20 protein-coding genes and 1 pseudogene are annotated in these 25938 nt (G+C 72.5%); 10 read left to right on the top strand and 11 right to left on the bottom strand.

Annotated features, from left to right (window positions below; genetic code table 11):
* The first annotated feature begins 8 nt into the window (after positions 1-8).
* Both ACZ4O3_RS36460 and ACZ4O3_RS36455 read left to right on the top strand, forming a co-directional pair.
* Entirely contained in the window at positions 9-998 is a 990-nt protein-coding gene (locus ACZ4O3_RS36460; protein ID WP_467726464.1) for a cation diffusion facilitator family transporter, read from the top strand.
* A 123-nt stretch (positions 999-1121) separates the two neighbouring features.
* Positions 1122-1442 carry a hypothetical protein gene (locus tag ACZ4O3_RS36455; protein WP_362725512.1) on the top strand — a complete coding sequence of 107 codons (321 nt, stop codon included), beginning with the start codon at positions 1122-1124 and terminating at the stop codon, positions 1440-1442.
* A 103-nt stretch (positions 1443-1545) separates the two neighbouring features.
* Here ACZ4O3_RS36455 and ACZ4O3_RS36450 read toward each other — a convergent pair whose 3' ends face one another.
* Together ACZ4O3_RS36450 and ACZ4O3_RS36445 are read right to left on the bottom strand one after the other, a co-directional pair.
* Positions 1546-2334, bottom strand: coding sequence for a phosphatase (locus ACZ4O3_RS36450; protein WP_362725515.1), 789 nt, complete (start codon positions 2332-2334; stop codon positions 1546-1548).
* Between the two features lie 66 nt (positions 2335-2400).
* Positions 2401-3966, bottom strand: a complete 1566-nt coding sequence (locus ACZ4O3_RS36445; RefSeq protein WP_467726462.1) for a helix-turn-helix domain-containing protein — start codon at positions 3964-3966, stop codon at positions 2401-2403.
* 107 nt (positions 3967-4073) lie between these two features.
* Between ACZ4O3_RS36445 and ACZ4O3_RS36440 the strand changes: the two genes are divergently transcribed.
* From ACZ4O3_RS36440 to ACZ4O3_RS36430, 3 genes are read left to right on the top strand one after another with little or no spacing between them, the layout of a single operon-like run.
* A complete protein-coding gene (locus tag ACZ4O3_RS36440) occupies positions 4074-5531 on the top strand; it encodes a sodium:solute symporter family protein (protein ID WP_467726461.1) in 1458 nt (485 codons plus the stop codon).
* A 57-nt stretch (positions 5532-5588) separates the two neighbouring features.
* Entirely contained in the window at positions 5589-6557 is a 969-nt protein-coding gene (gene speB, locus ACZ4O3_RS36435) for an agmatinase (protein WP_467726459.1), read from the top strand.
* Positions 6554-8239: a thiamine pyrophosphate-binding protein gene (locus tag ACZ4O3_RS36430; RefSeq protein ID WP_467726457.1), complete on the top strand. Its 1686-nt coding sequence runs from the start codon at positions 6554-6556 to the stop codon at positions 8237-8239. The genes speB and ACZ4O3_RS36430 overlap by 4 nt, the downstream gene beginning before the upstream one ends.
* Before the next feature lie 372 nt (positions 8240-8611).
* Here the strand turns inward: ACZ4O3_RS36430 and ACZ4O3_RS36425 are convergent, their stop codons facing one another.
* The 5 genes from ACZ4O3_RS36425 to ACZ4O3_RS36405 form a co-directional block, all read right to left on the bottom strand.
* Positions 8612-8875: a hypothetical protein gene (locus tag ACZ4O3_RS36425; RefSeq protein ID WP_467726455.1), complete on the bottom strand. Its 264-nt coding sequence runs from the start codon at positions 8873-8875 to the stop codon at positions 8612-8614.
* A 152-nt stretch (positions 8876-9027) separates the two neighbouring features.
* The gene (locus ACZ4O3_RS36420) at positions 9028-10065 is read right to left on the bottom strand and encodes an esterase-like activity of phytase family protein (protein ID WP_362724142.1); all 1038 of its coding nucleotides are present in this window, start codon (positions 10063-10065) and stop codon (positions 9028-9030) included.
* A gap of 98 nt (positions 10066-10163) precedes the next feature.
* Positions 10164-11009 carry a serine hydrolase gene (locus ACZ4O3_RS36415; RefSeq protein ID WP_362724139.1) on the bottom strand — a complete coding sequence of 282 codons (846 nt, stop codon included), beginning with the start codon at positions 11007-11009 and terminating at the stop codon, positions 10164-10166.
* 101 nt (positions 11010-11110) lie between these two features.
* The gene (locus ACZ4O3_RS36410; protein WP_467726454.1) at positions 11111-12832 is read right to left on the bottom strand and encodes an MOSC domain-containing protein; all 1722 of its coding nucleotides are present in this window, start codon (positions 12830-12832) and stop codon (positions 11111-11113) included.
* 304 nt (positions 12833-13136) lie between these two features.
* Positions 13137-13595, bottom strand: coding sequence for a MarR family winged helix-turn-helix transcriptional regulator (locus ACZ4O3_RS36405; RefSeq protein WP_362724774.1), 459 nt, complete (start codon positions 13593-13595; stop codon positions 13137-13139).
* 230 nt (positions 13596-13825) lie between these two features.
* Here ACZ4O3_RS36405 and ACZ4O3_RS36400 point away from each other — a divergent pair, with 230 nt between their 5' ends.
* The 3 genes from ACZ4O3_RS36400 to ACZ4O3_RS36390 all read left to right on the top strand — a co-directional run bounded on the left by ACZ4O3_RS36400 (position 13826) and on the right by ACZ4O3_RS36390 (position 19624).
* The gene (locus tag ACZ4O3_RS36400; RefSeq protein ID WP_467726452.1) at positions 13826-17581 is read left to right on the top strand and encodes an ABC transporter ATP-binding protein; all 3756 of its coding nucleotides are present in this window, start codon (positions 13826-13828) and stop codon (positions 17579-17581) included.
* 141 nt (positions 17582-17722) lie between these two features.
* The gene (locus ACZ4O3_RS36395) at positions 17723-18115 is read left to right on the top strand and encodes a hypothetical protein (RefSeq protein ID WP_362724768.1); all 393 of its coding nucleotides are present in this window, start codon (positions 17723-17725) and stop codon (positions 18113-18115) included.
* Between the two features lie 96 nt (positions 18116-18211).
* Positions 18212-19624, top strand: a complete 1413-nt coding sequence (locus ACZ4O3_RS36390) for a S28 family serine protease (protein WP_467726451.1) — start codon at positions 18212-18214, stop codon at positions 19622-19624.
* Positions 19625-19640: 16 nt separating this feature from the next.
* Here the strand turns inward: ACZ4O3_RS36390 and ACZ4O3_RS36385 are convergent, their stop codons facing one another.
* Entirely contained in the window at positions 19641-20252 is a 612-nt protein-coding gene (locus tag ACZ4O3_RS36385; protein WP_467726449.1) for a hypothetical protein, read from the bottom strand.
* A gap of 101 nt (positions 20253-20353) precedes the next feature.
* A complete protein-coding gene (locus ACZ4O3_RS36380) occupies positions 20354-22177 on the bottom strand; it encodes a glycoside hydrolase family 3 protein (RefSeq protein WP_467726447.1) in 1824 nt (607 codons plus the stop codon).
* Positions 22178-22655: 478 nt separating this feature from the next.
* Here ACZ4O3_RS36380 and ACZ4O3_RS36375 point away from each other — a divergent pair.
* Positions 22656-23183: pseudogene (locus tag ACZ4O3_RS36375) on the top strand (3-phosphoshikimate 1-carboxyvinyltransferase); the annotation flags it as partial.
* Positions 23184-23227: 44 nt separating this feature from the next.
* Here ACZ4O3_RS36375 and ACZ4O3_RS36370 read toward each other — a convergent pair.
* Positions 23228-24028 (bottom strand): sugar phosphate isomerase/epimerase family protein, encoded by an 801-nt coding sequence (locus ACZ4O3_RS36370; RefSeq protein WP_362729555.1) that lies wholly within the window; start codon positions 24026-24028, stop codon positions 23228-23230.
* A gap of 17 nt (positions 24029-24045) precedes the next feature.
* Positions 24046-24981: a bifunctional helix-turn-helix transcriptional regulator/GNAT family N-acetyltransferase gene (locus ACZ4O3_RS36365; protein WP_362729557.1), complete on the bottom strand. Its 936-nt coding sequence runs from the start codon at positions 24979-24981 to the stop codon at positions 24046-24048.
* Positions 24982-25341: 360 nt separating this feature from the next.
* On the opposite strand from ACZ4O3_RS36365, the gene ACZ4O3_RS36360 reads away from it, so the two are divergent.
* Complete coding sequence (locus ACZ4O3_RS36360) at positions 25342-25827, top strand: hypothetical protein (RefSeq protein ID WP_467726445.1); 486 nt, start codon at positions 25342-25344, stop codon at positions 25825-25827.
* Positions 25828-25938: the final 111 nt, after the last annotated feature.

The following is a 25938-nucleotide window of genomic DNA, read 5'->3' as shown; positions in this document are numbered from 1 at the left end:
CTGGGGGCATGTCCGAAACCGAACACAGTGCCGGAGCCGGCCGGAGCGGCGGAGCCGAACAGGGCGGCGGCGAGAGCACCGTCACGGTGATCGTCGCCGCCGTCGCCAACCTCGGGATCGCCCTCGCCAAGGCGGTCGCCGGGGTGATCAGCGGGTCCAGCGCGATGCTGTCCGAGGCGGCGCACTCGTTCGCCGACACGGTCACCGAGCTGCTGCTGCTCACCGCGCTCAGACGCAGCGAGAAACCCGCCGACGAGGACCATCCGCTCGGCTACGGCCCCGAGCGGTACATCTGGGCCATGCTGGCCGCCGTCGCCACCTTCGTCGGCGGCGCGGTCTTCTCCCTCTACGACGGCATCCACACCCTGGTCGCGGGCGAGGAGCCGGGCAGCCCGCTGGTGTCGTACCTCGTGCTGGCGGTCGCCTTCGTGCTGGAGGGGTTCTCGCTGCGTACGGGGCTCAAGCAGGCGTACGGCGAGGCGGCCCGCTTCCGGGTGTCGTTCAGGCTGTATCTCCGCCGCACCCCCGACACCGCCGTGAAGGCCGTGGTGATGGAGGATTCGGCGGCGCTCGTCGGCCTGGTGCTCGCGGCCGGCGGCCTGCTGGGCGGGCAGCTCACCGGCTCCGGCGTCTGGGACGGCCTGGCCTCCCTCCTCATCGGCGTGCTCCTGCTGTACGTCGCCTGGGTGCTGGGCCGCTCGAACGCCGAGTTCCTCATCGGCCGGCCGTTGCCGAAGGCGGTGCGGGAGCGGATCCGCGCGGAGCTGCTGGAGTCCGGGCACATCGTGGCCGTGCTGGAGCTGACCACCCTGGTCCAGGGCCCGAACGAGGCCCTGGTCGCGGCCAAGGTGGACTTCCGGGACGTGTCGACGGCGGCCCAGATCGAGTGGGCCTGCGAACGGGCCGAACAGCGGCTGCGGGCCGCGTTCCCCATGATCGGCCGGGTCTACCTGGACCCCACTCCGGGGCCCGCGACCTCGGAGGATCACGATCGGTGATCGTCCGACGTGCCGGGTGCTTTGTGCCGGATTAAGCTCTATGAGTGAAATGCCGCACAGTGCATGTGCCGCATAGCGGACGTGCCGCGTAGCGGACGTATGTCCGGCAGAAAGGTATTTCCCATGCGAGTACAGCGCGCGAGGCGCGTCGCCGCGATATCCGCCGCCGGTTTGCTGCTGGCCGGTGGAGCGGCGATCGGCGCCGCGGGTACCGCCTCGGCGGCCCCCGCCTCCTCCCACCAGAACGTGATCACCGGCGGCTTCGGCTGCAACTCCCGCTTCGGCGGCTTCAACAACTGCCGTGGTTACGGCGGCTTCGGCTACGGCGGGGTCGGGGTCGTCCCGGTCGTCCCGGTCGTGGTCGTACCCACCGTCGGCTACGGCATCAGCGGCTTCGGCGGGCTCGGCTACGGCGGCTTCGGCTACGGCGGGCTCGGCTTCTGATCCCACCGGACGCGAACGGACATCAGTCAATTCGGGGTCTAGGCCAGGCCATGAGGTGCGGTTCCCGGCTCCCGGGGGCCGCACCTCGCCCGGTCGTGCCCGGTTACGCGAGCCCCGCCTCCGACAGGAGGTACGCGGTCATCGGGTCGTAGTGGCGCGGGCTGAGCACATGGTCGTCGAGCGGTACGGCGACCTGGAGGGTGCCCTCCGACTCGGCGAGGAAGAGCGCCGGGTCGTTGCAGTCCGCGTACCCGACGGAGTCCAGGCCCGCCTGCGCCGCGTACCCCGCCCAGCCGTGGTCCGCGACGACCAGGTCGGGCAGCGGGCGGCCCTCGCGCTCCAGTCCGCCCAGGATGGCCTTCATGGGCTCACCGGAGTGGGTGTGCCACAGCGTCGCCCCGTGCTCCAGGACGGCCACGTCGGCGAACTGCAGGACGTAGCCCTCGTCCGTCTGCAGTCCGTCCGGGATGACCACGACCTCGCAGCCGGCGGCGCGCAGCGCGGCCGCCGTCGCCCGGTGCACGTCCAGCAGGCCGCCCGGGTGCCCGGTCGCGAACAGCACCCGCTGCTGCCCCTCGGCCGCCTTGCGCAGCCGCGCGGCCAGCCGGTTCAGGCCGTCCACGGTCAGCTCCGGGTCGATGGTGTCCTGGCCGTAGCGGTACTCGGGGTCGTCGTTCACCCCGACCCGTTCGGCCATCACGGCCAGCACGTCCTGCTCGTCGGTCCACCGGTCGCCGAGTTCCAGTCCGAGCCACCAGTTGCGCTCGCCGTTGGCCAGCTTGCGGTAGTGGAGCAGGTTGTTCTCGCGGGGTGTGGCGACATCGCCCGCGATACGGGTCTTCACAAGGTGCTCGACGAGCTCGGCGCGGCTGGGTGTCCCGGGTATCGGCATGGCTCCCATTGTGAGGCAGGGCGCCGTGCGATTCCCCTGCGTATCGCACGCTGGGACGCGCGTCACTCACTCCTGCCGCAGCGCGAACCACAGCTCCATCCGTACGTCCGGATCGTCGAGTTCGCTGCCGAGGAGGGTCGCGCAGCGGGCGATGCGCTGGCGCACGGTGTTGCGGTGGACGGCCAGTGCCACCGCTGTGCGGTCCCAACTGCCGTGCAGGGAGATCCAGGTGCGGAGGGTGTCGACCAGGGCGGGGTGCTCCGCGAGGGGGGCGAGGAGGCTACGGGCGTGGGCCTGGGCGTCCTCGCGGGGGACCAGGGCGTCGAGTCCGGTGTGGGCGCCGTGGCGGATCAGCGGGGAGCGGGTCGCCCGGGCGCGGGCGAGGGCGCGGGCCGCTCGGGCGTCGGCGGCCGGGAGTTCTCGTGCGGGGGCGGGGGCGCTGACGCCGAGGGTCCAGCCGGGCTGCGGTTCGGGTGCGCGGTCTCCGGGAGCCAGGACGCGGACGACTTCCCCTTCCGGGTCGATGAGGGGCGAGCCGAGTGCGGCGCCCAGTGCGGTGGCGGCCAGGAGGTCGTGCGGGTGCGGGTGCGCGGGGGCTTGCCCCGCTCCGCGGCGGAGCTGCACATCGGCGAAGTCCCGCGCCCCCGAGAGGCCGGCGCGGTCCCGCCGGTCGTTCCTGCGGGCATGCACGACGAACCAGATGTCGCCCGCCCCCAGCAGCGGCGCCGCCTCCTCCGCCGTGCCGCCCAGCAGCAGCCGTACCAGGGCCGCGGTGCGGGCCGCGCCCGGGCCGCTGTGCTGGTCGCCGGTGAGGAGGGTGAGGAGGACCGCGGCCACCGAGGCGATGGTGTGGTCGCCCGGTTCGCGGGCCGGGGTGGCCACCCCGAGGACGAAGCCGGTGCCGAGGGCGTAGGCCGCGAGGTGGGTGCCCGCCGTGGCGTGGGTCGCCGAGGTGGGGGTGCCGGGGCCGGACGGGCGCACGACCGCGGAGAGCTCGGCCAGGGACCCGCGCACCGGATCCTCCAGCTGCCGGCCCGCCGACGCGGTCTCCGTGCCCTCCGGCCCGTACAGCGCGGTCCAGCCGCCGAGCCGCTGGGCCAGCTGCCGGAGCACGGACGGCACCGGGTCGGGACGGGCGGCCGCGGCCGCCAGGCTCTGCTGGGCCTCGGTGACCCGGCGCAGCTCGGCGAGGCGTGCCTGGGCCTGCAGTTGCCAGACCGCGCGCGCGACGGCGGTGAACGGGGTCTGCGGCGGCACCTCCAGCAGCGGGAGGCCGTGGCGGTCGCAGGCGGCGACCAGGGCGCGCGGGACCGCGTCGTGGACGGGGGCGAGGCCGAAGCCGAGGGCGGCGCCGCCCGCCGCCACGATCCGTGACACGTAGTCGTCGAAGTACGTCCCGCCGCTCTCCGCGTCCGGGACGTGGACCCCGGCCGTCAGCAGCAGCTCGCCGCCCAGCAGGTAGGGGTAGGGGTCGGACATCTCCGAGGTGTGGGCCGCGTGGATCACCAGGGCCGGGTCGGACGGGCCGCCGATCCGGCGCAGGGCGAGATCCTCGCGAGCCAGGAGAGCCGCGAGCGGCACGGCGGGCGTGGGGGGAACGGCGGGGTCCGGCATGGTGTGCGTTCTCTCCATCCGGTGAGGCTCGAATGGATGAAACGTACACTTCGCAGTCGCTCTCCGGCCACCTAGTGTCGATGACCGTCACCCACCGGCGAGACCCCCGGCGAAGGAGGGCCCCTGTGGCCGTCGACTACGCAGTGATCGTGATCTATCTGGCCGGCATGCTGGCCATGGGCTGGTGGGGCATGCGCCGTGCCAGGTCCAAGAGCGACTTCCTGGTGGCGGGCCGCCGCCTGGGCCCGGCCATGTACTCCGGCACCATGGCCGCGATCGTCCTCGGCGGCGCGTCCACCATCGGCGGCGTCGGCCTCGGCTACCAGTACGGGCTCTCCGGCGCCTGGATGGTCTTCACCATCGGCCTCGGGCTGCTGGCCCTGTCGGTCTTCTTCTCGGCCCGGATCGCCCGCCTGAAGGTGTACACGGTCTCCGAGATGCTGGACCTGCGGTACGGCGGCCGGGCTGGCGTGATCTCGGGCGTCGTGATGTGGGCGTACACCCTGATGCTCGCCGTCACCTCGACCATCGCGTACGCCACGATCTTCGACGTCCTCTTCGACATGAACCGGACGCTCGCGATCGTCCTCGGCGGCTCGATCGTCGTCGCCTACTCGACGCTCGGCGGCATGTGGTCGATCACGCTCACCGACATGGTGCAGTTCGTGGTGAAGACCATCGGCGTCCTGCTCCTGCTGCTGCCCATCGCGGTGGTGAAGGCGGGCGGGTTCTCCGCGATGAAGGCGAAGCTGCCCACGTCGTACTTCGACCCGCTGGGGATCGGCGGCGAGACGATCTTCACCTACGTGCTGATCTACACGTTCGGGATGCTGATCGGCCAGGACATCTGGCAGCGCGTGTTCACGGCCCGGGGCGACCGGACGGCGAAGTGGGGCGGCACCGTCGCCGGCACCTACTGCCTGGTGTACGCCCTCGCGGGCGCCGTGATCGGCACGGCCGCCAGGGTGCTGTACCCGAAGCTGGGCAGCCCGGACGACGCGTTCGCGACCATCGTCAAGGACGAACTCCCCGTCGGGGTGCGGGGGCTGGTGCTCGCGGCCGCGCTCGCCGCGGTGATGTCGACCTCCTCCGGCGCGCTGATCGCCTGCGCGACCGTCGCCAACAACGACATCTGGTCGCGGATCCGGGGCCGGGCCCGGTCCGGCGACCACGACGAGGTGCAGGGCAACCGCGTCTTCATCCTGATCATGGGTGTCGGGGTGATCGGCACGGCCATCGCCCTCAACGACGTCGTCGAGGCGCTGACCGTGGCGTACAACCTGCTGGTCGGCGGGCTCCTGGTGCCGATCCTCGGCGGGCTGCTGTGGAGGCGCGGCACCGTCCAGGGCGCTCTCGCCGCCGTGACCGTCGGCGGGCTCGCGGTGATCGGCCTGATGGCGGGGTACGGCATCCTCGCCAACGAGCCGGTCTACTACGGCCTCCTCGCCTCCCTCGCCGCCTACCTCGCCGTCTCGCTGGCGACCAGGCCGACCGACGCGGCCGTGCTGGCCAACTGGCGGGACCGGCTCGCGGGCCGCGGCACCCCCGAACTCGTGTCCGAACCGGTCACCGCGGCCCAGTAAGGTCGTAGCGAGAAGCAGTGCATACGCGACGAAGCGTAGGAAAGAAGGCATGACCTCATGAGCAGCAACGAGACGCCCCGCGGACCCGTCGACTCCTCCCGGATCCCGCGGTACGCCGGTCCCGCGACCTTCGCCCGGCTGCCCCGCCTCGACGAGGTCGGCACCGCCGACGTCGCGGTGGTGGGCGTGCCGTTCGACTCCGGTGTCTCGTACCGGCCGGGCGCCCGCTTCGGCGGCAACGCCATCCGGGAGGCGTCCCGGCTGCTGCGCCCCTACAACCCGGCGCAGGACGCGTCGCCCTTCGCCCTGGCGCAGGTCGCGGACGGCGGCGACATCGCGGTGAACCCGTTCAACATCAACGAGGCGGTCGAGACGATCGAGGCGGCCGCCGACCAGCTGCTGGGCACCGGCGCCCGGCTGATGACGCTGGGCGGCGACCACACCATCGCCCTGCCGCTGCTGCGCTCGGTGGCGAAGAAGCACGGCCCGGTGGCCCTGCTCCACTTCGACGCCCACCTGGACACCTGGGACACCTACTTCGGCGCCGAGTACACCCACGGCACTCCGTTCCGCCGGGCCGTCGAGGAGGGCGTCCTCGACACCTCCGCCCTCTCGCACGTCGGCACCCGCGGCCCGCTGTACGGCAAGCAGGACCTGTCCGACGACGAGAAGATGGGCTTCGGCATCGTGACCTCGGCGGACATCTACCGCCGGGGCGCCGACGAGGTCGCCGACCAGCTGCGGCAGCGCATCGGCGACCGTCCGCTGTACATCTCGATCGACATCGACTGCCTGGACCCCGCTCACGCCCCGGGCACCGGTACGCCCGAAGCCGGTGGTATGACGTCCAGGGAACTGCTGGAGATCCTGCGCGGACTCTCCTCCTGCAACCTGGTGTCGGCGGACGTCGTCGAGGTGGCCCCCGCGTACGACCACGCGGAGATCACGTCGGTGGCGGCCTCGCACACCGCCTACGAACTGACCACGATCATGACCCGCCAGATTGCCGAGGCTCGTTCGAAGTGACCCACGACCACGACCTGGTACTCCGCCCGACACAGGCGCAGACCGCGGCCGCACTGAACCCTCCGGCCGGCCGCAACGGCGGGGACCTGGTCGTGGAGACGCTGTCCGGGCTCGGCGCGACGACGGTCTTCGGCCTGCCCGGCCAGCACGCCCTCGGCATGTTCGACGCCCTGCGCCGCTCGTCGCTGCGCTACGTCGGCCTGCGCGTGGAGAACAACGCCGGTTTCGCGGCGGACGCCTACGGAAGGATCACCGGCGAGGCGGCCCCGCTGCTGCTGTCGACCGGCCCGGGCGCGCTGACCTCGCTGGCCGCGCTCCAGGAGGCGGCCTCGGCCTCCGCGCCGGTGCTGGCGATCAGCAGCCAGATCCCGACGGCCGGCCTCGGCGGCGGCCGCCATGGCTACCTGCACGAACTCCCCGACCAGTCCGCCTCCTTCCGGGGCGTGGTGAAGTCGGTCCACACCGTCCGCACCCAGTCGCAGATCCCCTCGGCGCTCGCGGCGGCCTGGGAGTCGGCCCTCTCCGCCCCGCACGGCCCGGTGTGGGTGGAGATCCCCCAGGACGTGCTGCTGGCCCCGACGCCGCTCCCGGTGGTGACGGCGATGGACGCCACCCCCGAGGAGCTGCCGCCGCGCCCCGAACTGACCGCGGTGGCCGCCGACCTGCTGTCCCACGCGGCCCGCCCGGCGATCATCGCGGGCGGCGGAGTGGTACGGGCGGACGCCGCGGGCAAGCTGCGGCAGCTGGCCGAGAAGCTGAACGCCCCGGTCGTCACCACCTTCGGCGGCAAGGGCGCCTTCCCCTGGCAGCACCCGCTCTCCCTCCAGTCCTGGCTGGAGGACCGCCACACCACGGACTTCCTGGAGGACGCGGACGTCCTCCTGGTCGTCGGTTCGGGCCTGGGTGAACTCTCCTCGAACTACTACACGTTCAAGCCGCGCGGCCGGGTCGTCCAGATCGAGGCGGACCTCGGCAAGCTGGAGGCCAACCACCCGGCGCTCGGCATCCACGCGGACGCCCGGCTCGCCCTCCAGGCCCTGCTGGAGACGGTGTCGCCGCGCGAGGACGACACGGCGGCAGGCCGGGTACGGGAGCTGCTGGCCCGTGTCTCGGAGCGCATCGCCGCCCAGGAACTCACCCTGGAGCAGGACGTGCTGGCGTCGGTCCGCCGGGCCCTCCCCGCCGGTTCCCCGTCCTTCTGGGACATGACGATCCTGGCCTACTGGGCCTGGTCGGCGTTCGATGCCCAGGCCCCGAACCTCATGCACTCCGCCCAGGGCGCCGGCGGTCTCGGCTACGGCTTCCCGGCGGCGCTCGGCGCGGCCGCGGCCGATCCGGCCCGGCCGGTCCTCGCGGTGTCCGGCGACGGCGGCGCCCTCTACTCCATCGCGGAACTGGCGACGGCGCGCCAGCACGGCCTCCCGGTGACCTGGCTCATCGTCGACGACGGCGGCTACGGCATCCTGCGCGAGTACATGACCGACGCCTTCGGTGAGCCCACGGCCACGGAACTGTCCCGTCCCGACTACGTGGCCCTCGCCGAGTCCTTCGGGGTACCGGGAGTCCGCACCACCCCGCAGACCCTGGAGACGGACCTGGCGAAGGCCCTCGCCGAACCCGGCCCCTCGGTGGTCGTACTCCCGGCCCTGCTGCGGATGTTCGCACCGACGCACCTGGACTGAGCATGCGAGGTGCCCCGGGGCCGAGGTCCCCGGGGCACGGAGGGCGGGGTGGTCAGCAGGGGCCGGCGCCCACCCCGTCGACGCGGCCGCCGAAGTCGCCGAGGTACTGGGAGCGCCAGTCGCCGTTGAAGGCGTCGCGCTTCTGGGTCGGGGACCAGTTGACGAGGCAGGCGCGGGTGGAGGCCGGACGGCATGTCGTGGTAACCGCTGCGGGCCGTCCACTCCCAGTAGGAGCCGTCGAAGGCCTCCCCGCTCCAGAAGCACACCGAACCGTCGGGACGGGAGGCGGCGGCGGCCGCCTGCGCGGAGGCGCTCTGCGCGGGCACGACGAGGGCGGTCAGCGCGAGAGCGGCGGGGACCAGGTACGAAGTTTCACGGACTCTCCGGAGAAGGGAGTGGGGGCGCCGCGGTGTTGCCCGGGTCCAGCGAACCGAAGAACCAGGCCTTCCGGCTCTTCGTGCCGGCCCGGACGGCGCCGCTGCAGAAGGTGTTCATGTCGGAACCGGAGAGGTTCCAGAAGTAGAGCACCGCCGCCAGGACCAGGATCGCGACGAGCGCGGGCAGCGACCAGCGCGGTGCCTCGTCCGGCAGGGGAGCCGCGGGGGTCACCGTGGGCGGCGCCCCCTCGGGGGACACGGTCGTGGGGGACCGGGATCGGTGGCAGATGTCACCGCCCCGCCCTGGACGGCCGATGGGTGAGGGCTGTGACGGTCCTGGGCGCAGGCTGTGCGTGGATGAGATGCGGGTAAGAGGGCGGCCGGTGCGGCCGCCCTCCGTGGGCCGGTGTGTCAGTGCGTGCGGACCGACAGGCGGTAGAACCGGGTCGTCTGGGCGGCGTTCTGGTTGTCGTCGCTGACCAGGAGGACTTTGTACGCGCCCTGGGAGCGGCCCGTGACCACCATGCCCTCGATGTTGTCCAGGAGCGGGTTGGGCTGCGGCTGCCGGGCCGTGGCGCCCAGGGCCGGGCAGGTCGCGATGTCCGTGAGCAGGGTCTTCCTGACCAGCCGTACGCCGGGCTGTCCGGTGAGGTCCGTGATGCCTCTGGTGTCGGTGGCGTGCCGGGTGTCGGCCAGGAAGAGGCGGACGGTGTTGCCGACGCCGGCGGTGAAGCCGCGCTCCAGGACGAGCAGGCGGCCGTCGGGCAGCGCCTGCACCTCGGGGACGCCGAGGACCGGGTCGTCGGTGCGGTAGGCGTACTGGGCCGCAGGCCTGAAGTGGCCGCCCCTGGTGCGCTGCCAGGTCTGGAACCGGACGATCCCGGCGGTGTCGCCGGAGAGGGCGTACTCCATGGAGGCCAGCAGGGTGCGGCCGCCGTCCAGGAGGGTCAGGCCCTCGAAGGTCTGGTTGGCGGTGGCCCGCCCGGCCGGGGAGACCAGCAGCGACGCCGGCACCGGGAGGCGGTCCAGGATCCTGCCGTCCACCGAGTAGCGGCGGATCGAGGGCTCGGTCTCGGAGGTGACCAGCCGGGTGCCGTCGCGGTCCACGGCCAGGCCCTCGGAGTCGAGCGCCGCGCCGTTCTCGTCGGCGAGCTGGACGGCCTTCTCCGGCGCGAGCGTCCTCGCGTCCAGGGAGAAGAGCGAGGACCGGTCGGAGAGGGCGGCGAGGGAGCCGTGCCGGTCCAGGGCGAGGGCCGAGAAGTTGCCGACGAAGGTGCCGTCGAAGGTCGTCTTGTCGAGGGCGTCGGAGAAGCCGTCGATGGAGACCGCCGGCGAACAGGCGTTGACCGGGGCTGACTTGGCCGACGCGGTGGCCGGGCCGGCGGCGGACAGACAGGTTGCCGCCGCCAGGCCGGCGGTGACGGTGGCGAGTACGGTTCGCAGACGCATGGCCGTCACCGTAGGGGAGATGGGTGAAGGCCGGGAGACCCGCGCGTGAAAGGCCGGGGCAGGACCGCGGCACGCTCCGGCCCTGCCCCGGGGCGGGCTCAACTCGCCGCCAGGTCCTTGTGGATGACCTTCGCGATGCCCTGGATCGTGCTGATCCCGTAGTTCATGGTGCTGTTGTCGTGGGACAGCACGGTGATCATGTAGTCGTGGCCGTGGCCCTTGAAGGTGCCGAGGCTGTGCACCCGCCAGCCGTGCGTGGAGCGCGACAGCCAGCCGTTCTTGACGTGCACGGAGACCCCGGAGGGGACGCCGTACGGGGTGCCCCAGCGCTGGGACGAGATGACCTGTCCCATCAGCTTCTGGATGTACGCCCGTGAGTTGTCGCTCAGGACCGTGTTCTTGGCGGTGATCAGGGCGAGCAGCCGCTGCTCGTCGTGGACGTCGATCTGGGTGAGACCCCAGTAGCCGTTGGCGCCCGGGGTGGTCTGGGTCATCCCGGCGGCCGTCAGGAACCCCTTGATCTTCGTCAGGCCGAGCTGCTTCCACAGTTTGGTGGTCGCGTCGTTGTCCGACTTGGTGATCATGGCCGTGGTCAGCTTCTGCTCGGTGGCCGTCAGATAGCGGTTGTGCTTCTTGGCGTCCCACAGCAGCGTGGCCAGCACCGTCACCTTCACGGTGCTCGCCGAGTCGTAGTGCGTGGTGGAACGGAGCGTGCACGTGGTCTTGGTGGAGCGGTCGTAGAGGCCGACGGCGATGGTCCCCTTGCGGTTCGCCATCGCCGCGGTGATGTCCTTCTTCAGCTTCGCGGCCAGGCCCGCCTTCGCGGATGCGCAGCTGACGGTGGGAGCGGCTGCCGAGGCGGGTGCGGCCACCCCCGCGGTGAACGCGGCCCCGCCTGCGATCGCCACCAACACCCTGGCGCGTCTGGATATCCGGTGAGTCATGACCGGATTGACTCGCGAGTCCGCGCGAATGGTTGTACGAGTGGCGAAGGGTTTGACCAGTCGTTACCGGTAGGCGTCGGCGACGGGTGCCGGCGCCCGGGTCAGAGGTCGAGGACGGTCTCGGCGGCCGGTGTGCTGCAGCAGACCAGGACGGTGCCGGGGGCGGGGAGTTCGAGCGGCGGGGTGGTGTAGAGGACGTCGCCCGTCACCAGCGGGGTGACGCAGGTGTGGCAGACACCGGTGCGGCACGACCAGCGGGTCGGGACGTCGCACGCCTCGGCGAGGTCGAGGAGCGAGCCGTGGGCGGGGGACCACGGGGTGGTGATGCCGCTGCGGGCGAAGGTGACGAGGGGACCGGTGCCCGGGGGGCCGGGCGGCTGGTGCGGCCGGACCGCGGCGGTGGCGGTGACACCGGGGTTGAGGGCGGCGAGCGCGCTGAACCGTTCCGTGTGGATCCGCTCGGGACGCAGGCCGTGATCGCGCAGCATGTTCCCGAGGTCGTCCATGAAGGCGGTGGGCCCGCAGAGATAGGCGTCGGCGTCGGACGGGACGCCCAGGGCGGCGAGCGAGGCGGCGGTCGGGCGCCCCCGGGAGACGTGGTGTTCACCGGGACGGGGGCTCTCGGCCGTGTAGTAGATGTGCTCGTGGGCGTCGGGGAGCCGATCGAGAAGGGTCCGGGTCTCGGCCGCGAAGGCGTGGTGGGCACGGTCGTGGGCGGTGTGGAGCCACCACAGGGGGCGTGGGTCCCGGGTGGCGGCGAGCCGGTGGAGCATGGCGAGCACCGGAGTGGCCCCGATGCCGGCGGAGGCGAGGACCACCGGGCCGGTGCCCTCTTCGAGGACGAACGTGCCGCGCGGGGCGGCGACGTCCACGAGGTCCCCGGCGCGCAGCCCGGTGTGGATGTAGCCGCTGACCCGTCCGTGCGGCTCGTGCTTGACGCTGATCCGGTAGCCGCCGGTCGCGGACGCCGGGTGCGCCGACGACAGGGAGTAGCTGCGCACCTCGTGGGCGGCCTCGCCGGCGGTGAGGCGGACGGAGAGGAACTGGCCCGGGCGGGCCTGCGGCAGTGGCGTGCCGTCGGGGGTGTCGAGGCGGACGGAGGAGATGTCGGCGCTCTCGCGGACGATCCCGGCGACCCGCAGGGACCGGAAGCCCGGCCACCCCGGCTGCTCTTCTGGCTGCCCGGCGGCGGCGAGCTCCCGGAAGGACTGCTGCCAGCCGGGGCTGAGGGCGGGGATGTCCAGCGCGGTGCGCAGCTTCGCGGGGTCTCGGCCCGGGAGGTAGAGCAGCGCGTCGGTGTCGGCGACGCTGAGCTCTCCCGGCCCTCTGCGGGTGAGGGTGATCTCGTCGCCGGCCCGGACGTGTCCCTCGGTGAGCACCCGCAGGTAGAAGCCCGGGCGGTGGTGGGCGACCAGGAGGGCGGCCATGGTGGGCTCGCCCAGGCGCATGCCGACCCGGTAGCAGGTGACGCGCGGCTGGGTGACCTCGAACTCCGCCTCGCCGATCCGGTACCGGTCGCCGATGCACACCTCGTCGTCGGGCAGGCCGTCGACGGTGAAGTTCTCCCCGAAGCTCCCGAAGCCCAGGTCCTCGCGCCCGAGCTGCTCGCGCCAGTACCGGTAGGACTCGGCCTGGTAGACGAGGACCGCCCGGATCTCGCCGCCGTGCCCTGCCAGGTCGCCCTGGCCGTCACCGTCGACGTTCAGCCGCCGCACCATACGGCTGCCGGACACGGGTTCCTTCCACGCTCCGGTGTGGACGGTCCGGCCCTGCCAGGGCACCTCTCTCGGCAGGCCCACGTTGACGGACAGCAGTGTCCCCATGACGACATCCTGCTGTCTGCGCCGGGATTCCGCGAGCGCAGGGACGGGACGGGGGACGGGCGAACCCGGTGCGTTTGACCGCAGCGCGGAGGAGGGCGTGGCGGACCCCGCGTCGGCGGATTGATCCGCCGGACAGGCCCGAGGCGCTTCGCGGTGCGCGCCGTGACGTGCCCTCGTTCTGCTGCGGGGCCGCCGTGGCCGGTCGCGCAGTTCCCCGCGCCCCTTTCGGGCGCTGCCGAACCGCAGCCGGGTTTGCCCGTCCCCCCGGTCCGGTCTCCTCCCGTGAACCGATCCGCAACACGCCCTAGTGGTGCCAGGCGCTCCCGCCCGTGTTGTGGATGAAGCGCTGCAGCACCTTGAGAGTGATCAGGTACTCCTCGTCGGAGATGCCCGCCCGGCGCTCCGCCTCCAGCCCGGCCTGGACGGCGGCGGCCTCGCGGTGGCGGGCCCGGCCCTCCTCCGTGAGGCTCAGCAGGCCGTCGGCGTCCTCGGTGATCCAGCCGTGGGCGACGGTGCTGTCGATCTCCGCCTCCAGGGCTTCCGGGCCGGTGTCCAGGTAGCCCCGGAGGACGAGGGACACCTCGGCACGCGGCCTGGCACCGCCGGCCCCGGCGACCTGGGCCAGGATCCACCACTGCGGCTGGGTGGTGCCGATCTCCGCGAGGGCGGCCCGGGCACGGGTGACCACCGCCTTGGACGCGGCCCAGCTCCAGTAGCCGATGGGCTGGCGAATCAGTTCGGCATCGCTGTGCGAGTACTCCATGGCTGGTCCTTTCCTCTGCCGCCTGCTGCGTCCCGCTGCCTGCTTCGGCACCACCGACCGTAGAAACTCGACCTTGCTTGAGGTCAAGCCCGGCTCGCCCGGGCGGGGCGGCCCAGGTCCACGGACCGAGCGGCACTGCGACCATCGCCCGAGGATTGTTGCGGAGGGATGAAATCCGCTTCCGTCCGCGTTGTGGGCTGCGGAAGAACAGGGCGAACGGGAGGAACCGCGTGGCAGCGCAACAGGGGGAGCGGCAGGGCTGGGCGCGCAGGCTGGCGGGGTATGCCTGGCGGCATCCCCAGGACGTCGTGCTCGCGCTCGGGTCCTCACTGGCCGGTATGGCCGTGCTGGCCGTCGTACCGCTGATCACCAAGGTGATCATCGACGACGTGATCGGCGATCACAGCCGGGCCATGGGCCCCTGGGCCGGCGCGCTGGTCGGCGCGGCGGTGCTCGTCTACGTGTCCACCTACGTCCGCCGCTACTACGGCGGCCGGCTCGCCCTGGACGTCCAGCACGACCTGCGGACCGAGATGTACGGCACCATCACCCGGCTCGACGGACGGCGGCAGGACGAGCTGTCCACCGGCCAGGTGGTCGGGCGGGCCACCAGCGACCTCCAGCTGATCCAGGGCCTGCTCTTCATGCTGCCGATGACCATCGGCAACGTTCTCCTCTTCCTGATCTCCCTCGGGATCATGGCCTGGCTGTCGCCGCCGCTGACCCTGGTCGCCCTCGCCGTCGCCCCGGCCCTGTACTGGATCGCCAAGCGCAGCCGCAGCAAGCTCCACCCCGCCACCTGGTACGCCCAGGCCCAGGCCGCCGCCGTCGCCGGCGTGGTCGACGGTGCCGTGAGCGGCGTCCGGGTGGTCAAGGGCTTCGGGCAGGAGGAGCAGGAGACCGGAAAGCTCCGCGAGGTGGGGCGGAGGCTGTTCGCCGGACGGCTGCGCACCATACGGCTGAACAGCAGGTTCACCCCGGCCCTGCAGTCCGTCCCGGCCCTCGGCCAGGTCGCCATGCTGGCGCTCGGCGGCTGGCTTGCCGTCCGCGGCCACATCACCCTCGGCACCTTCGTCGCCTTCTCCTCGTACCTGGCCCAGCTGGTCGGCCCGGTCCGGATGCTCGCCGTGGTCCTCACCGTCGGTCAGCAGGCCCGCGCGGGCACCGAACGCGTGCTGGAGCTGATCGACACCGAGCCGACGATGGAAGAGGGCACGAAGACCCTGCCGGCCGACGCGCCCGCGACCGTCGAGTTCGACGACGTGTTCTTCGGATACGAGCGGGCCCACGGTGGGACCAGCCCGGTCCTGAAGGGGCTGAGCTTCGAGATCCGGCCGGGCGAGACCCTCGCGGTCGTCGGCTCCTCCGGTTCCGGCAAGTCCACGGTCTCCCTGCTCCTGCCGCGCTTCTACGACGTCACCCACGGCGCCGTCCTGGTCGGCGGCCACGACGTCCGCGAGCTGACCTTCGACTCGCTGCGGGCGGCCATCGGCCTGGTCCCGGAGGACTCCTTCCTGTTCTCCGACACGGTCCGCGCGAACATCGCCTACGGCCACCCCGACGCGAGTGACGAGGAGATCCTGGAAGCCGCCCGGGCCGCCCAGGCGGACCGATTCATCGCCGAGCTGCCCGAGGGCTACGACACCAAGGTCGGCGAGCAGGGCCTGACCCTGTCCGGCGGCCAGCGCCAGCGCGTCGCGCTCGCCCGCGCCCTGCTCACCGACCCCCGGCTGCTCGTCCTGGACGACGCCACCTCGGCCGTCGACGCCCGCGTGGAGCACGAGATCCACGAGGCGCTCAGAGACGTGATGCGCGGCCGGACGACCCTCCTCATCGCGCACCGCCGCTCCACCCTCAACCTCGCCGACCGCATCGCCGTCCTCGACGGCGGCCGGCTCGCCGACATCGGCACCCACGAGGAGCTGCAGGAACGGTCCGCGCTCTACCGCCGGCTGCTCACCGACCCCGACGAACTGGGCGGTGTCTCCCCGGGCCACGCCCTGCCCGCCGTCCCGGCCGAGGACACGACCGTGCGGGACGAACTGGACGCGGAGTTCGACGCCGAGCGAGGCGTGACCCCGCGCCTGTGGACCGGTGACCGTACGCCCAGGGACCTCGCCCTCGCCGGCACCCCCGCCACCCCCGAACTCCTCGCCGAGGTCGACGCGCTGCCCCCGGCCACCGACACCCCCGACATCGACGAGGCGCGGGCGGTGCGCCCCGAGGACTCCTACGGCCTGCGCCGGCTGCTGCGCGGCTTCGGCCGCCCCCTGCTGGTCAGCCTCGCCCTGGTGGCCGTGGACGCGGGCATGGGCCTGCTGCTGCCGGTGCTGATCCGGCACGGCATCGACCAGGGCGTCACCAAGATGGCGCTCGGCGCGGTCTGGGCTGCCTCGCTGCTGGGACTGTTCGCGGTGCTGGCCCAGTGGGCCGCCCAGATCGGCGAGACCCGGATGACCGGCCGGACCGGTGAACGCGTCCTCTACTCGCTCCGGCTGAAGATCTTCGCCCAGCTCCAGCGGCTCGGACTCGACTACTACGAGCGGGAGCTGACCGGCCGGATCATGACGCGGATGACGACGGACGTGGACGCGCTGTCCACCTTCCTGCAGACGGGTCTGGTCACCGCCTTCGTCTCGGTCGTCACCTTCTTCGGCATCATGGTCGTCCTGCTGGTGATCGACGTACAGCTCGCGCTGGTCGTCTTCGCCACCCTGCCGCCGCTGATCGTCGCCACCTTCTTCTTCCGCCGGGCCAGCGTGAAGGCCTACGAACTCGCCCGTGAGCGGGTGTCGGTGGTCAACGCCGACCTCCAGGAGTCGGTGTCGGGTCTCAGGATCGTGCAGGCCTTCCGGCGCGAGGGGGACAGCGGCCGCCGCTTCACCGAGCGCAGCGAGAGCTACCGCCAGGCCCGCATCCGCGGTCAGTGGCTGATATCGGTCTACTTCCCGTTCGTGCAGCTGCTGTCGTCGGTGGCCGCGGCGAGCGTGCTGATGGCGGGCGCCCACCGGGTGGAGGCGGCCACGCTCACCACCGGCGCGCTGGTCGCCTACCTCCTCTACATCGACCTGTTCTTCGCGCCCGTCCAGCAGCTCTCCCAGGTCTTCGACGGCTACCAGCAGGCCACCGTCTCGCTGGGCCGCATCCAGGAACTGCTCCGCGAGCAGACCTCGACCCGGGCGGCGGACCAGCCGCGCGAGGTGCCCGGACTCCGGGGCGAGATCGCCTTCGAGGACGTGCACTTCGCGTACGGGACCGCCGACGACGGCGACGCGGCCCTCGGCGGCGTCGACCTGACCATCCCCGCCGGGCAGACGGTCGCCTTCGTCGGCGAGACCGGCGCCGGCAAGTCGACCCTCGTCAAACTGGTCGCGCGGTTCTACGACCCGACGGGCGGCCGGGTGACGGTCGACGGCACGGATCTGCGCACCCTGGACCTCACCTCCTACCGTCACCGCCTGGGGGTCGTCCCGCAGGAGGCGTACCTCTTCCAGGGAACCGTCCGGGACGCCATCGCCTACGGCCGCCCGGCCGCCACGGACGCCGAAGTGGAGGCGGCGGCCCGCGCGGTCGGCGCCCACGAGATGATCGCCACCCTCGAAGGCGGCTACCTGCACGAGGTGGCCGAGCGCGGCCGCAACCTCTCGGCGGGGCAGCGCCAGCTGATCGCGCTGGCCCGCGCGGAACTCGTCGACCCCGACGTGCTGCTCCTCGACGAGGCCACCGCGGCCCTGGACCTGGCGACGGAGGCCCAGGTCAACCTGGCGACGGACCGGCTGGCGGGCCGTCGTACCACCCTCGTGGTGGCCCACCGGCTGACCACGGCCGCCCGCGCCGACCGGGTGGTGGTCATGGACCACGGCCGGGTCGCCGAGGACGGCACCCACGACGAACTCCTCGCCCGCGGCGGCCGCTACGCCGAACTGTGGCGCACCTTCATCGGCCGGTCCGAGGAACCGGAGGAACCCGTCGCCGTGACCAGCTGAGCCGCCGGCGCCCTGACCTGAGGTGATCCAGGGCGTCTCGTGGGGTCCCTGACGGCCGTGCAACCATCCGACATATGTCGTGCGTCCGTACATCAGTACGGACATGGTGGGTGCACAGCTGCGGTACGGGAGGGGACGACTGTGAACAGTGGTGCGATACGGCGGCGGCTGGCGCTCGGTGCGGCCGTGCTGGCCGCCTCCGGGGTGCTCGCCCTGGTGGCACCGGCCCAGGCCCAGGCCGTGGCGGCGGCCGACTGCGCCGGACGCCAGGTGCGGACGCTGTCCTTCGCCACCGGCACCGTGCACGTCTACCGGCAGGGCGGCTACGTCTGCGCGATCACGCTCCCCAGGACCTCCGGCGGCAAGCGCGTGATGTCCGTCAGCGTCCAGGCCCGCGGCAATCGCCCGGTCGTCGACAAGGGCAAGTACAGGTACCACGCGGGCCCGGTGACCGTGCACGCCGGGCACCGGTGCGTCTGGGTCAGGGGCGCGGTCGGCCGGAGCTCGGTGAGTTCCGGCTGGATTCTGTGCTGAACACCCCCGCGCCCACTCAACACCCCCTGGTGTGAAGGCAGTTGCTCCGATAGCTTCCGGCGCACATCTGTCACACGGATTCCCAGGGGAGTGCGCATGCGCAAGGCGCTCAGATGGCTGCTGGCGCTCACGGTGCTCATAGGCACGCTGAGTACGGCCGGGGTGGCCGCCGCCGCCCAGCCGGAGGCCACCGACATCAAGGACCGGCTGCTGGCGATACCGGGCATGAGCCTCATCGAGGAGAAGCCGTACACCGGCTACCGCTACTTCGTCCTGAACTACACGCAGCCGGTCGACCACCGCCACCCGGACCGCGGCACCTTCCAGCAGCGGATCACCGTCCTGCACAAGGACGTCAGCCGGCCGACGGTCTTCTACACCGGCGGCTACAACGTCTCCACGACCCCGAGCCGCCGCGAGCCGACCCAGATCGTCGACGGCAACCAGGTCTCCATGGAGTACCGCTTCTTCACCCCGTCCCGTCCCGACCCGGCCGACTGGACCAAGCTGGACATCTGGCAGGCGGCCAGTGACCAGCACCGCATCTTCGAGGCGCTGAAGAAGGTCTACCCCAGGAACTGGATCTCCACGGGCGGTTCGAAGGGCGGCATGACCGCCACGTACTACGAGCGCTTCTACCCGCGGGACATGGACGGCGTGGTCGCCTACGTCGCCCCGAACGACGTCGTCAACGGCGAGGACTCGGCCTACGACCGCTTCTTCGCGAACGTCGGCACCAAGGAGTGCCGCGACCGGCTGGACGCGGTGCAGCGCGAGGCGCTGGTGCGCCGCGAGCCGCTGGAGAGGAAGTACGCGGCCTTCGCCGCCGAGAACGGCTACACCTTCGGCACCATCGGCGGCCTGGACCGCGCCTACGAGGCCGTCGTCCTCGACTACGTCTGGGGCTTCTGGCAGTACAGCCTGCTCTCCGACTGCGGCACGGTCCCGGCGGACGCGGCGAGGGCGACCGACGACGAGATCTGGAACTCCGTCGACACGATCTCCGGCTTCTCCGCCTACACCGACCAGGGCCTGCAGCCGTACACCCCGTACTACTACCAGGCGGGCACCCAACTCGGCGCGCCCACCATCGAGTTCCCGTACATCGGGAAGAAGTACATCCGGTACGGCTACCAGCCGCCCCGCAACTTCGTGCCGCGCTCGATCCCGATGCGCTTCCAGCCGCACGCCATGCGCGACGTCGACACCTGGGTGCGGCACCACGCCCGCCACATGCTCTTCGTGTACGGCCAGAACGACCCGTGGGGAGCGGAGCGCTTCCGTGTCGGCAGGGGTGCGAAGGACTCGTACGTCTTCACCGCGCCCGGTCTCAACCACGGCGCCAACGTCGCCGGCCTGGTCGCCGACCAGAAGTCCCTGGCCACCGCCCGCATCCTGGACTGGGCGGGGCTGCCGCCCGCCACCGTCACGGCGGCGAAGCCGCTCGCGACGTACGACGCGAAGCTGGACGTCCGTGACGTGGAGCGCGAACCCGCCCTGCGGCCCTGACTCCGCGCCGGACCGTTCACAGGCGGCGGGCGCAGCCCACCGGGCGTTCGCCGCCGAGCTGGACGTACAGGGCCGTCGAGGCCGGGCACGCGGCCCGCACGGTCACCGCCCGCACGACCTCGTACCGCGGCTTCCGCCTCCCCGAGCCGTCGCAGGCCGTCTCCCGGACCTGGCCGTGGCCCGAGCCGTAGACGCAGTCGCCGACGACCGTGCGCGGTCCGCCGCCCCGGCCGGGGTCGCCGGGGTGCGGCGGCTCCAGGTTGCGCATGCAGGCGTAGCCCCGCGGGATCGCACCGGCACCGTCGCCGCCCGTGCGCTGGGCGCCGATGTGCAGCACGAAGTCGGTGGTGGCCGGGCAGGCAGGCCCGGCGGCGATCGGTCCGTCGTACCGGGTGAGCACCCGGGCCACCGCCCGTTCGCCGGTGCAGGGCACCTCGGTGGAGCCGGCGGTCCCGAACGAACTGCACTCCCCGGCCGCGAGGAACCGCGCGCCGTACCCCGGCGGCGTCGTACTCGCCGCCGGCCGCGCGCCGCCCGCCGGTCCCCCGGACGAGGACGGCAGGCACCCGGCCGACGACAGGACGACGGCGACCGTCACCAGCACCCCCGCGAAACGTCCGTTCCTCATTCCGACCCCCCTGCCGGCGTGGCCCGTGATCAAAGCCCACGCCGGCCGTACGGGATGCTTTCCACCCGTTGGGGGCATTACGCCCGATCCGATACGTACGTCTAATACGTCAGCCCGTGCCCGATCGGATACAGCATCTGCGTCGGATCGTCGGCCCGCTGTACCGGCACCGGCAGCTTGCCGCGGGGTGCCACCCGTCCGGCGATCACCCGGGCCGCGGCCCGCAGTTCGACGTCCGTCCAGGAGTAGGACGCCAGACACGCCCGCACGCCGGTCAGTTGGGCGACGTCGTACGGATTGCGCACGGCCACCGCCACAACCGGCCGGCCGGTCGCGACCAACTGCTGCACCAGTCGCTGCTGTTGGCTGCCCGCCGTCACGTTGTACGTCCCCACGACCACCGCGTCCACGGCCTGGGCCGCCGCGACCGCCTCGTCGATCGTCGCCGCGGAGGGTGCCGTGCCGGTGGCCAACACGGTCGCGCCGAAGCCGAGTTCGGTGAGGGCGGCGGCGAGCACGCCGGTGGGCGGACCCGTGGTGCCGGACGGGGAGGCCGGGTCGGCGCCCACCACCAGCACCCTGCCGTGCGTGCGGCGCGACAGCGGGAGCAGCCCGCCCTCGTTGACCAGCAGGGTGGTGGTCCGCTCGGCGATCCGGTCGGCGGCGGCCAGGTGCCGGGCCGCGCCCACCACCCGGTCGACGTCCTTGGTGTTGACGTACGGCCGGTCGAGCAGCCCCAGCCGGGACTTGAGCCGCAGGATCCGCAGGATCGACTCGTCGAGCCGCGCCTCGGTCAGCTCCCCGTCCTGTACGGCCTTCAGGACCGCGTTCCAGGCCACCTCCAGGGTGGGCGGGTTGAGGAGCTGGTCGACACCCGCCCGCAGGGCGAGCACCGGCACCCGGTCGTCGCCGTACTTGGTGCGCACCCCCTCCATGCCCAGCGAGTCGGTCACCACGACGCCGTCGTAGCCGAGTTCGCCGCGGAGGATGCCGGTGAGGATCGGGTGCGAGAGGGTCGCCGGGTCTCCGGAGTCGTCCAGTGCGGGGAACTGGATGTGTGCGGTCATGATCGAGTCGATGCCCGCCCGCACCGCCGCCCGGAAGGGGACCGCGTCCAGCTTCTCCCACAGTTCCCGGCTGTGCGTGATGACCGGGAACCCGGTGTGGCTGTCCACGGCGGTGTCGCCGTGGCCCGGGAAGTGCTTGGCGGTGGCCGCGACCCCGGCGTCCTGGTACCCCTGCGCCTCGGCGGCGACCAGCGCGCCGACCGCGTCCGGATCGGCCCCGAACGACCGTACGCCGATGATGGGGTTGGCCGGGTTCACGTTGACGTCGGCGTCGGGGGAGTAGTCCTGGCGGACGCCCATCGCCCGCAGCTCCGCACCGGAGATCCGGCCGAGGGTACGGGCGTCGGCGCGCGAGCCGCCGGCTCCGACGGCCATCGCGCCCGGGAAGAGAGCCGCGGGCGTGCCGATCCGGCAGACGGCGCCGTGCTCCTGGTCGGTGGCGATGAGCACGGGGAGGCCGCGCGGCTGGTCCAGGGAGGCCTTCTGGATGCCGTTCGACAGCTCGGCGATCTGCCGCGGGTCCCGGGTGTTGTGCGCCCAGGTGAAGTAGATGATCCCGCCGACCCGGTACCGGGCGACCAGCTCGGCGGCCGTGCGGACGCCGATCTCCTGGAGGTTGGCATCGATGTCGGTCTGGTCGGGAGCGGTGGCGGAGTGGCCGTAGACCCGCATCACGAACAGCTGGCCGACCTTCTCCTCAAGCGTCATACGGGAGATGAGGGAGCGGAGCTTCTTGTCGTCGGCGCTCGGTCGGTCGGCGTTCTTGCCGCCGGAGCCGAAGCCGTACGCGCTGTTGCCGACGGTCAGGCCCGCGGTGACGCCCGCGGTCGCGGCGAGGACGCTGCGTCTGGAGGGCACGTGCGCTCCTTCCGGTGGGGGAACCGGCTGAAGGAAACTTCCGTAGGCACACCAATATTCGGGAAGTTTCTTTCCGTCAAGGGAATGCACAGGGCCCGCCCGGCGCGTCAGCGTGAAGGGCAGGAACGGCACCCGTTCGGCGGCAGGGGTGCGTGCCACCCCCGCGCGTCCTCGGGTTGACGCGCCGGGCAGGCCTCGGCCGCGAAGGGGCCGCCATCGGCGCAGGGGAGGGGCGCGTCGATGGCGGCGGGCCGGCGGCCGTGGTGCGGCGGAGGGGGTAGGTCGGCGATCGCGGCCAGCAGCGAGTGCCGCCACCGCGTCACGGAGACTCCTCCGACAGCCTGCGCGGAGGACGGACGGGGAGGGAGCGGGGTTCCCGCGTCCAGGAAGCCGGGGACCGAGGGGCGCAAGAGCTTCCGGGGGCGCCACCCTGTGCAAGCCGCTCCGGCCGGAACCCGGGCCGCGCGATCACGAGGGCATGCCCCTCGTCGGCATCCCCGGTTCCAAGTCCGTGACCGCCCGTGCCCTCTTCCTCGCCGCCGCCGACGGAGTCACCACCCTCGTGCGTCCCCTCCGCTGCGACGGCACCGAGGGTTTCGCCGAGGGCCTCACCGGGCTCGGCCACCGTGTCGGCCGCACCACGGACACCTGGCAGGTGGACGGCCGCCCGCAGGGCCCGGCGCCGCTCGAGGCCGAGGTCCACTGCCGGGACGGGACCACCACCGCCCGCTTCCTGCCCGCGCCGGCCGCGGGCGTCAACGGCAGCCACCGCTTCGACGCCTCCGAGCAGCTGCGCCGCGGCCCCCTCGCCCCCCTCGCCCCGTTCACCCGCGCCCTGCGCGACGGGCCGCTCACCCGCAGGGGCTCGCGGATCCGGGTGACCGACCCGGTCTCGGCGCCCTGCATGGAGATCACGATCGCGATGACGCGGTCGTTCGAGGCGGGGGTGGCGCGGGAGGGGGACACCTTCGTCGTGCCGCCCGGCGGCTACCGGAGACCGTCGTTCCGATCACGCCGTCCCGGGCCCCGGTCTCCCCGGGAGAGGGGCCCTCACGCCGAGTCGTTGAGCAGGCGTGCCAGGTGGTCGCGGCCCGCCGTGAGCAGGTCGGGCAGCGGGGGCGCCGTCTCGTGCCAGCGCTTCTCGTACTCCCAGCACAGCCAGCCGTCCCAGTTGTGCCGGGAGAGCACCTCCACGCAGTCGGAGAGCGGCAGGACCCCTGCCCCGAGCGGCAGCGGGGCGGTGTCCTCGGCCGAGGCGATGTCCTTGACCTGGACATAGCCGAGGTGCGGGGCCAGGGCCGCGTAGGTCTCGGCGGGCTGCTCGCCGCCCAGCCAGGTGTGCATGACGTCCCAGAGGGATCCGACCATGCGGTGGCCGACCGGGCCGAGGACACGGATCGCGGCGGCGCCGGTGGGGTGCGAGTCGTGCGTCTCCAGCAGGACCCGGACCCCGAGCGCGGCGGCGTCCTCGGCGACCGTGCCGAGCCGCCGGGCGGCGATCGCGTCGGACTCGGCGGCGGGCAGCGCCGGGTCGGCACCGGGGAAGACGCGCACGAAGGGAGCGCCCAAGTCATGGGCGAGCTGGAGGAGTTGGCGCGTCTCGTCGAGGACCGGGGCGTCCTCGCCGGGGGCCGCGACACGCACGTACCCGGCGACGCCCAGGACCTCCACGCCGGCCGCCTTGAACTCGGCGGCCACGTCGGCCCGGGCGGCCGGGCCGAGGCCGGGATGCACCGGCTCCTCCGGATGGGCGCGCAGCTCGACGCCGTGATAGCCGTGGGCGGTGGCGAGCGCCAGCACGTCCGGCACCGGCAGCCCGGGGACTCCGAGGGTGGAGAAGGCGAACCTCATGCCTACCAACCTACTTCTCACCTGCCGGTTCTGTGCAGGTCCAGTCGCCAGTCCTGTCCGACCAGGTCCTTGCCGAAGGAGCGGTGCGGTTTCTCGGCGCTGAGGACGAAGCCGTGCCGCCGGTAGAGGCGGCGGGCGGCGGAGAGGACGTCGTTGGTCCACAGCACCAGGTCGCGGTAGCCGACCCCGCGCGCGAACTCGATCACGGCGGTGACCAGCCGGTCCCCGATGCCGAGCCCCCGCGCCTCCGGTTCGACGAGCAGCAGCCGCAGCCGTGCGGTGCCCGGGGCGTCGTCCCGTACGCACATCACGCACCCCATGGGCCGCCCGGCCCGTTCGGCGATCCAGACCCGCTCCAGGTGCGGGTCGTGGTCCTCGGCGTAGTCGGCGACGATCCGGGCCACCAGGCCCTCGTAGTCGGCGTTCCAGCCGTACTCGGCCGCGTAGAGGGCGGCGTTGCGCTGCACGATCCAGCCCAGGTCGCCGGGGTGCGGCTCGCGCAGCACGACCTCGCCGACGGCCTCGGGGGTGTGCGCGTCGCCGAGGATCGTACGGATGGTGCGCATGGCCTCGGCGAGCCGTGGCCGCGCACCGGGGTCGACGGCGCCCAGCAGTGAGCCGACCGAGTCACGGGCACGCTCGTCGAGCAGCTCCGCGGCGGACCGGCCGCCCGCGGTGAGCGACACCCGCCGCCGCCTCGGGTCCTTCTCGGAGGGTGCGCGCTCGATCAGGCCGGCCTCCTCGAACCTGTTGAGGATCCGGCTCAAGTACCCGGCGTCCAGTGCGAGATCGGCCCGCAGGTCGGCCGCGTCGGTGTCGGCGGAGTGCGCGAGCTCGTACAGCACGCGGGCCTCGGTGAGGGTGTACGGGGCGTAGAGGTGGCGGCCGTAGTCGAGGGCGCCGATGAGGTTGGTGTAGAAGCGGTTGAAGGCGCGGATGTCCTGGACGGTCATGGCTGGACCCCGATGGTTGACTGAGTCAGAGATGCCGCGTTTCCGAGGCTAGCCCGCCGCCCCGCCGGCCGGAAGGCATCGGACCGAACGGCGGTCCCGCGGGCTTCACTTGTTCTTCCTTGTCTGGGCTCGTTCCTGCTTTTGACTTCGTCACCCCCGCGTCGTAGGTTTATACACGAACGTCACTAATGTCCGTTTCAATCGGATATGACGTGGTCCGCCGAAGAGCCCGGGCGGTGCGGAGAACCGGCATCAAGGGCGGCGGACGCGCTTAGAGCTGCGCGCAGGCTCTGGAGTGCACGCAAGTCGGCCCTCAAGCGGGCCGTCGTAACACAACCACACCCTCGGAGAGGGGCGATCATGCGCGCGCACAGCACACGTATCAAGAGGGTCGCCATCGCTGCGATCTCGGCACCGATCCTTGCGCTCGGCGCAGGTGCCGGCATCGCCAGCGCGGCTACCCACGCATCGGCGCCTGACCACGTTGTTTCCTTCCAGGACAACGGCGGTGGCGGCGGAGGTCATGGCGGCGGTGGCGGAGGCCACGGCGGCGGTGGCGGCGGTCATGGTGGCGGCGGTTACGGCGGTCACGGTGGCGGCGGCTACGGCGGTCACGGTGGCGGCGGCTACGGCGGCTGGGGCGACAACGGCTACGGCCGTGGCGGCCACGGCGGCTGGGGCGACAACGGCTACGGCGGCTGGGGTGGCGGCTACGGCGGCCACGGTGGCGGTGGCTACGGTGGCGGCGGTCACGGTGGCGGTGGCTACGGTGGCGGAGGCCACGGCGGCGGAGGCAACGGCGGCGGCGGTGGCGGAGGCCACGGCGGCGGCGGTGGCGGCCGGTGACTGACACTCCCTGACAGTGAAGGAATGGGTCCGGGTGTCCGGTGTTTGGGCACCCGGACCCACGCGTGTACCCGCCCGGGGTGCGGAGGGCCGGCACCGGGCGGGGGTGAT

The sequence above is a fragment of the Streptomyces sp. NPDC026515 genome (genome assembly GCF_055567595.1).
The sequence above is the reverse complement of the archived record's forward strand: the minus strand, read 5'-3'. Positions and strand labels throughout refer to the sequence as shown.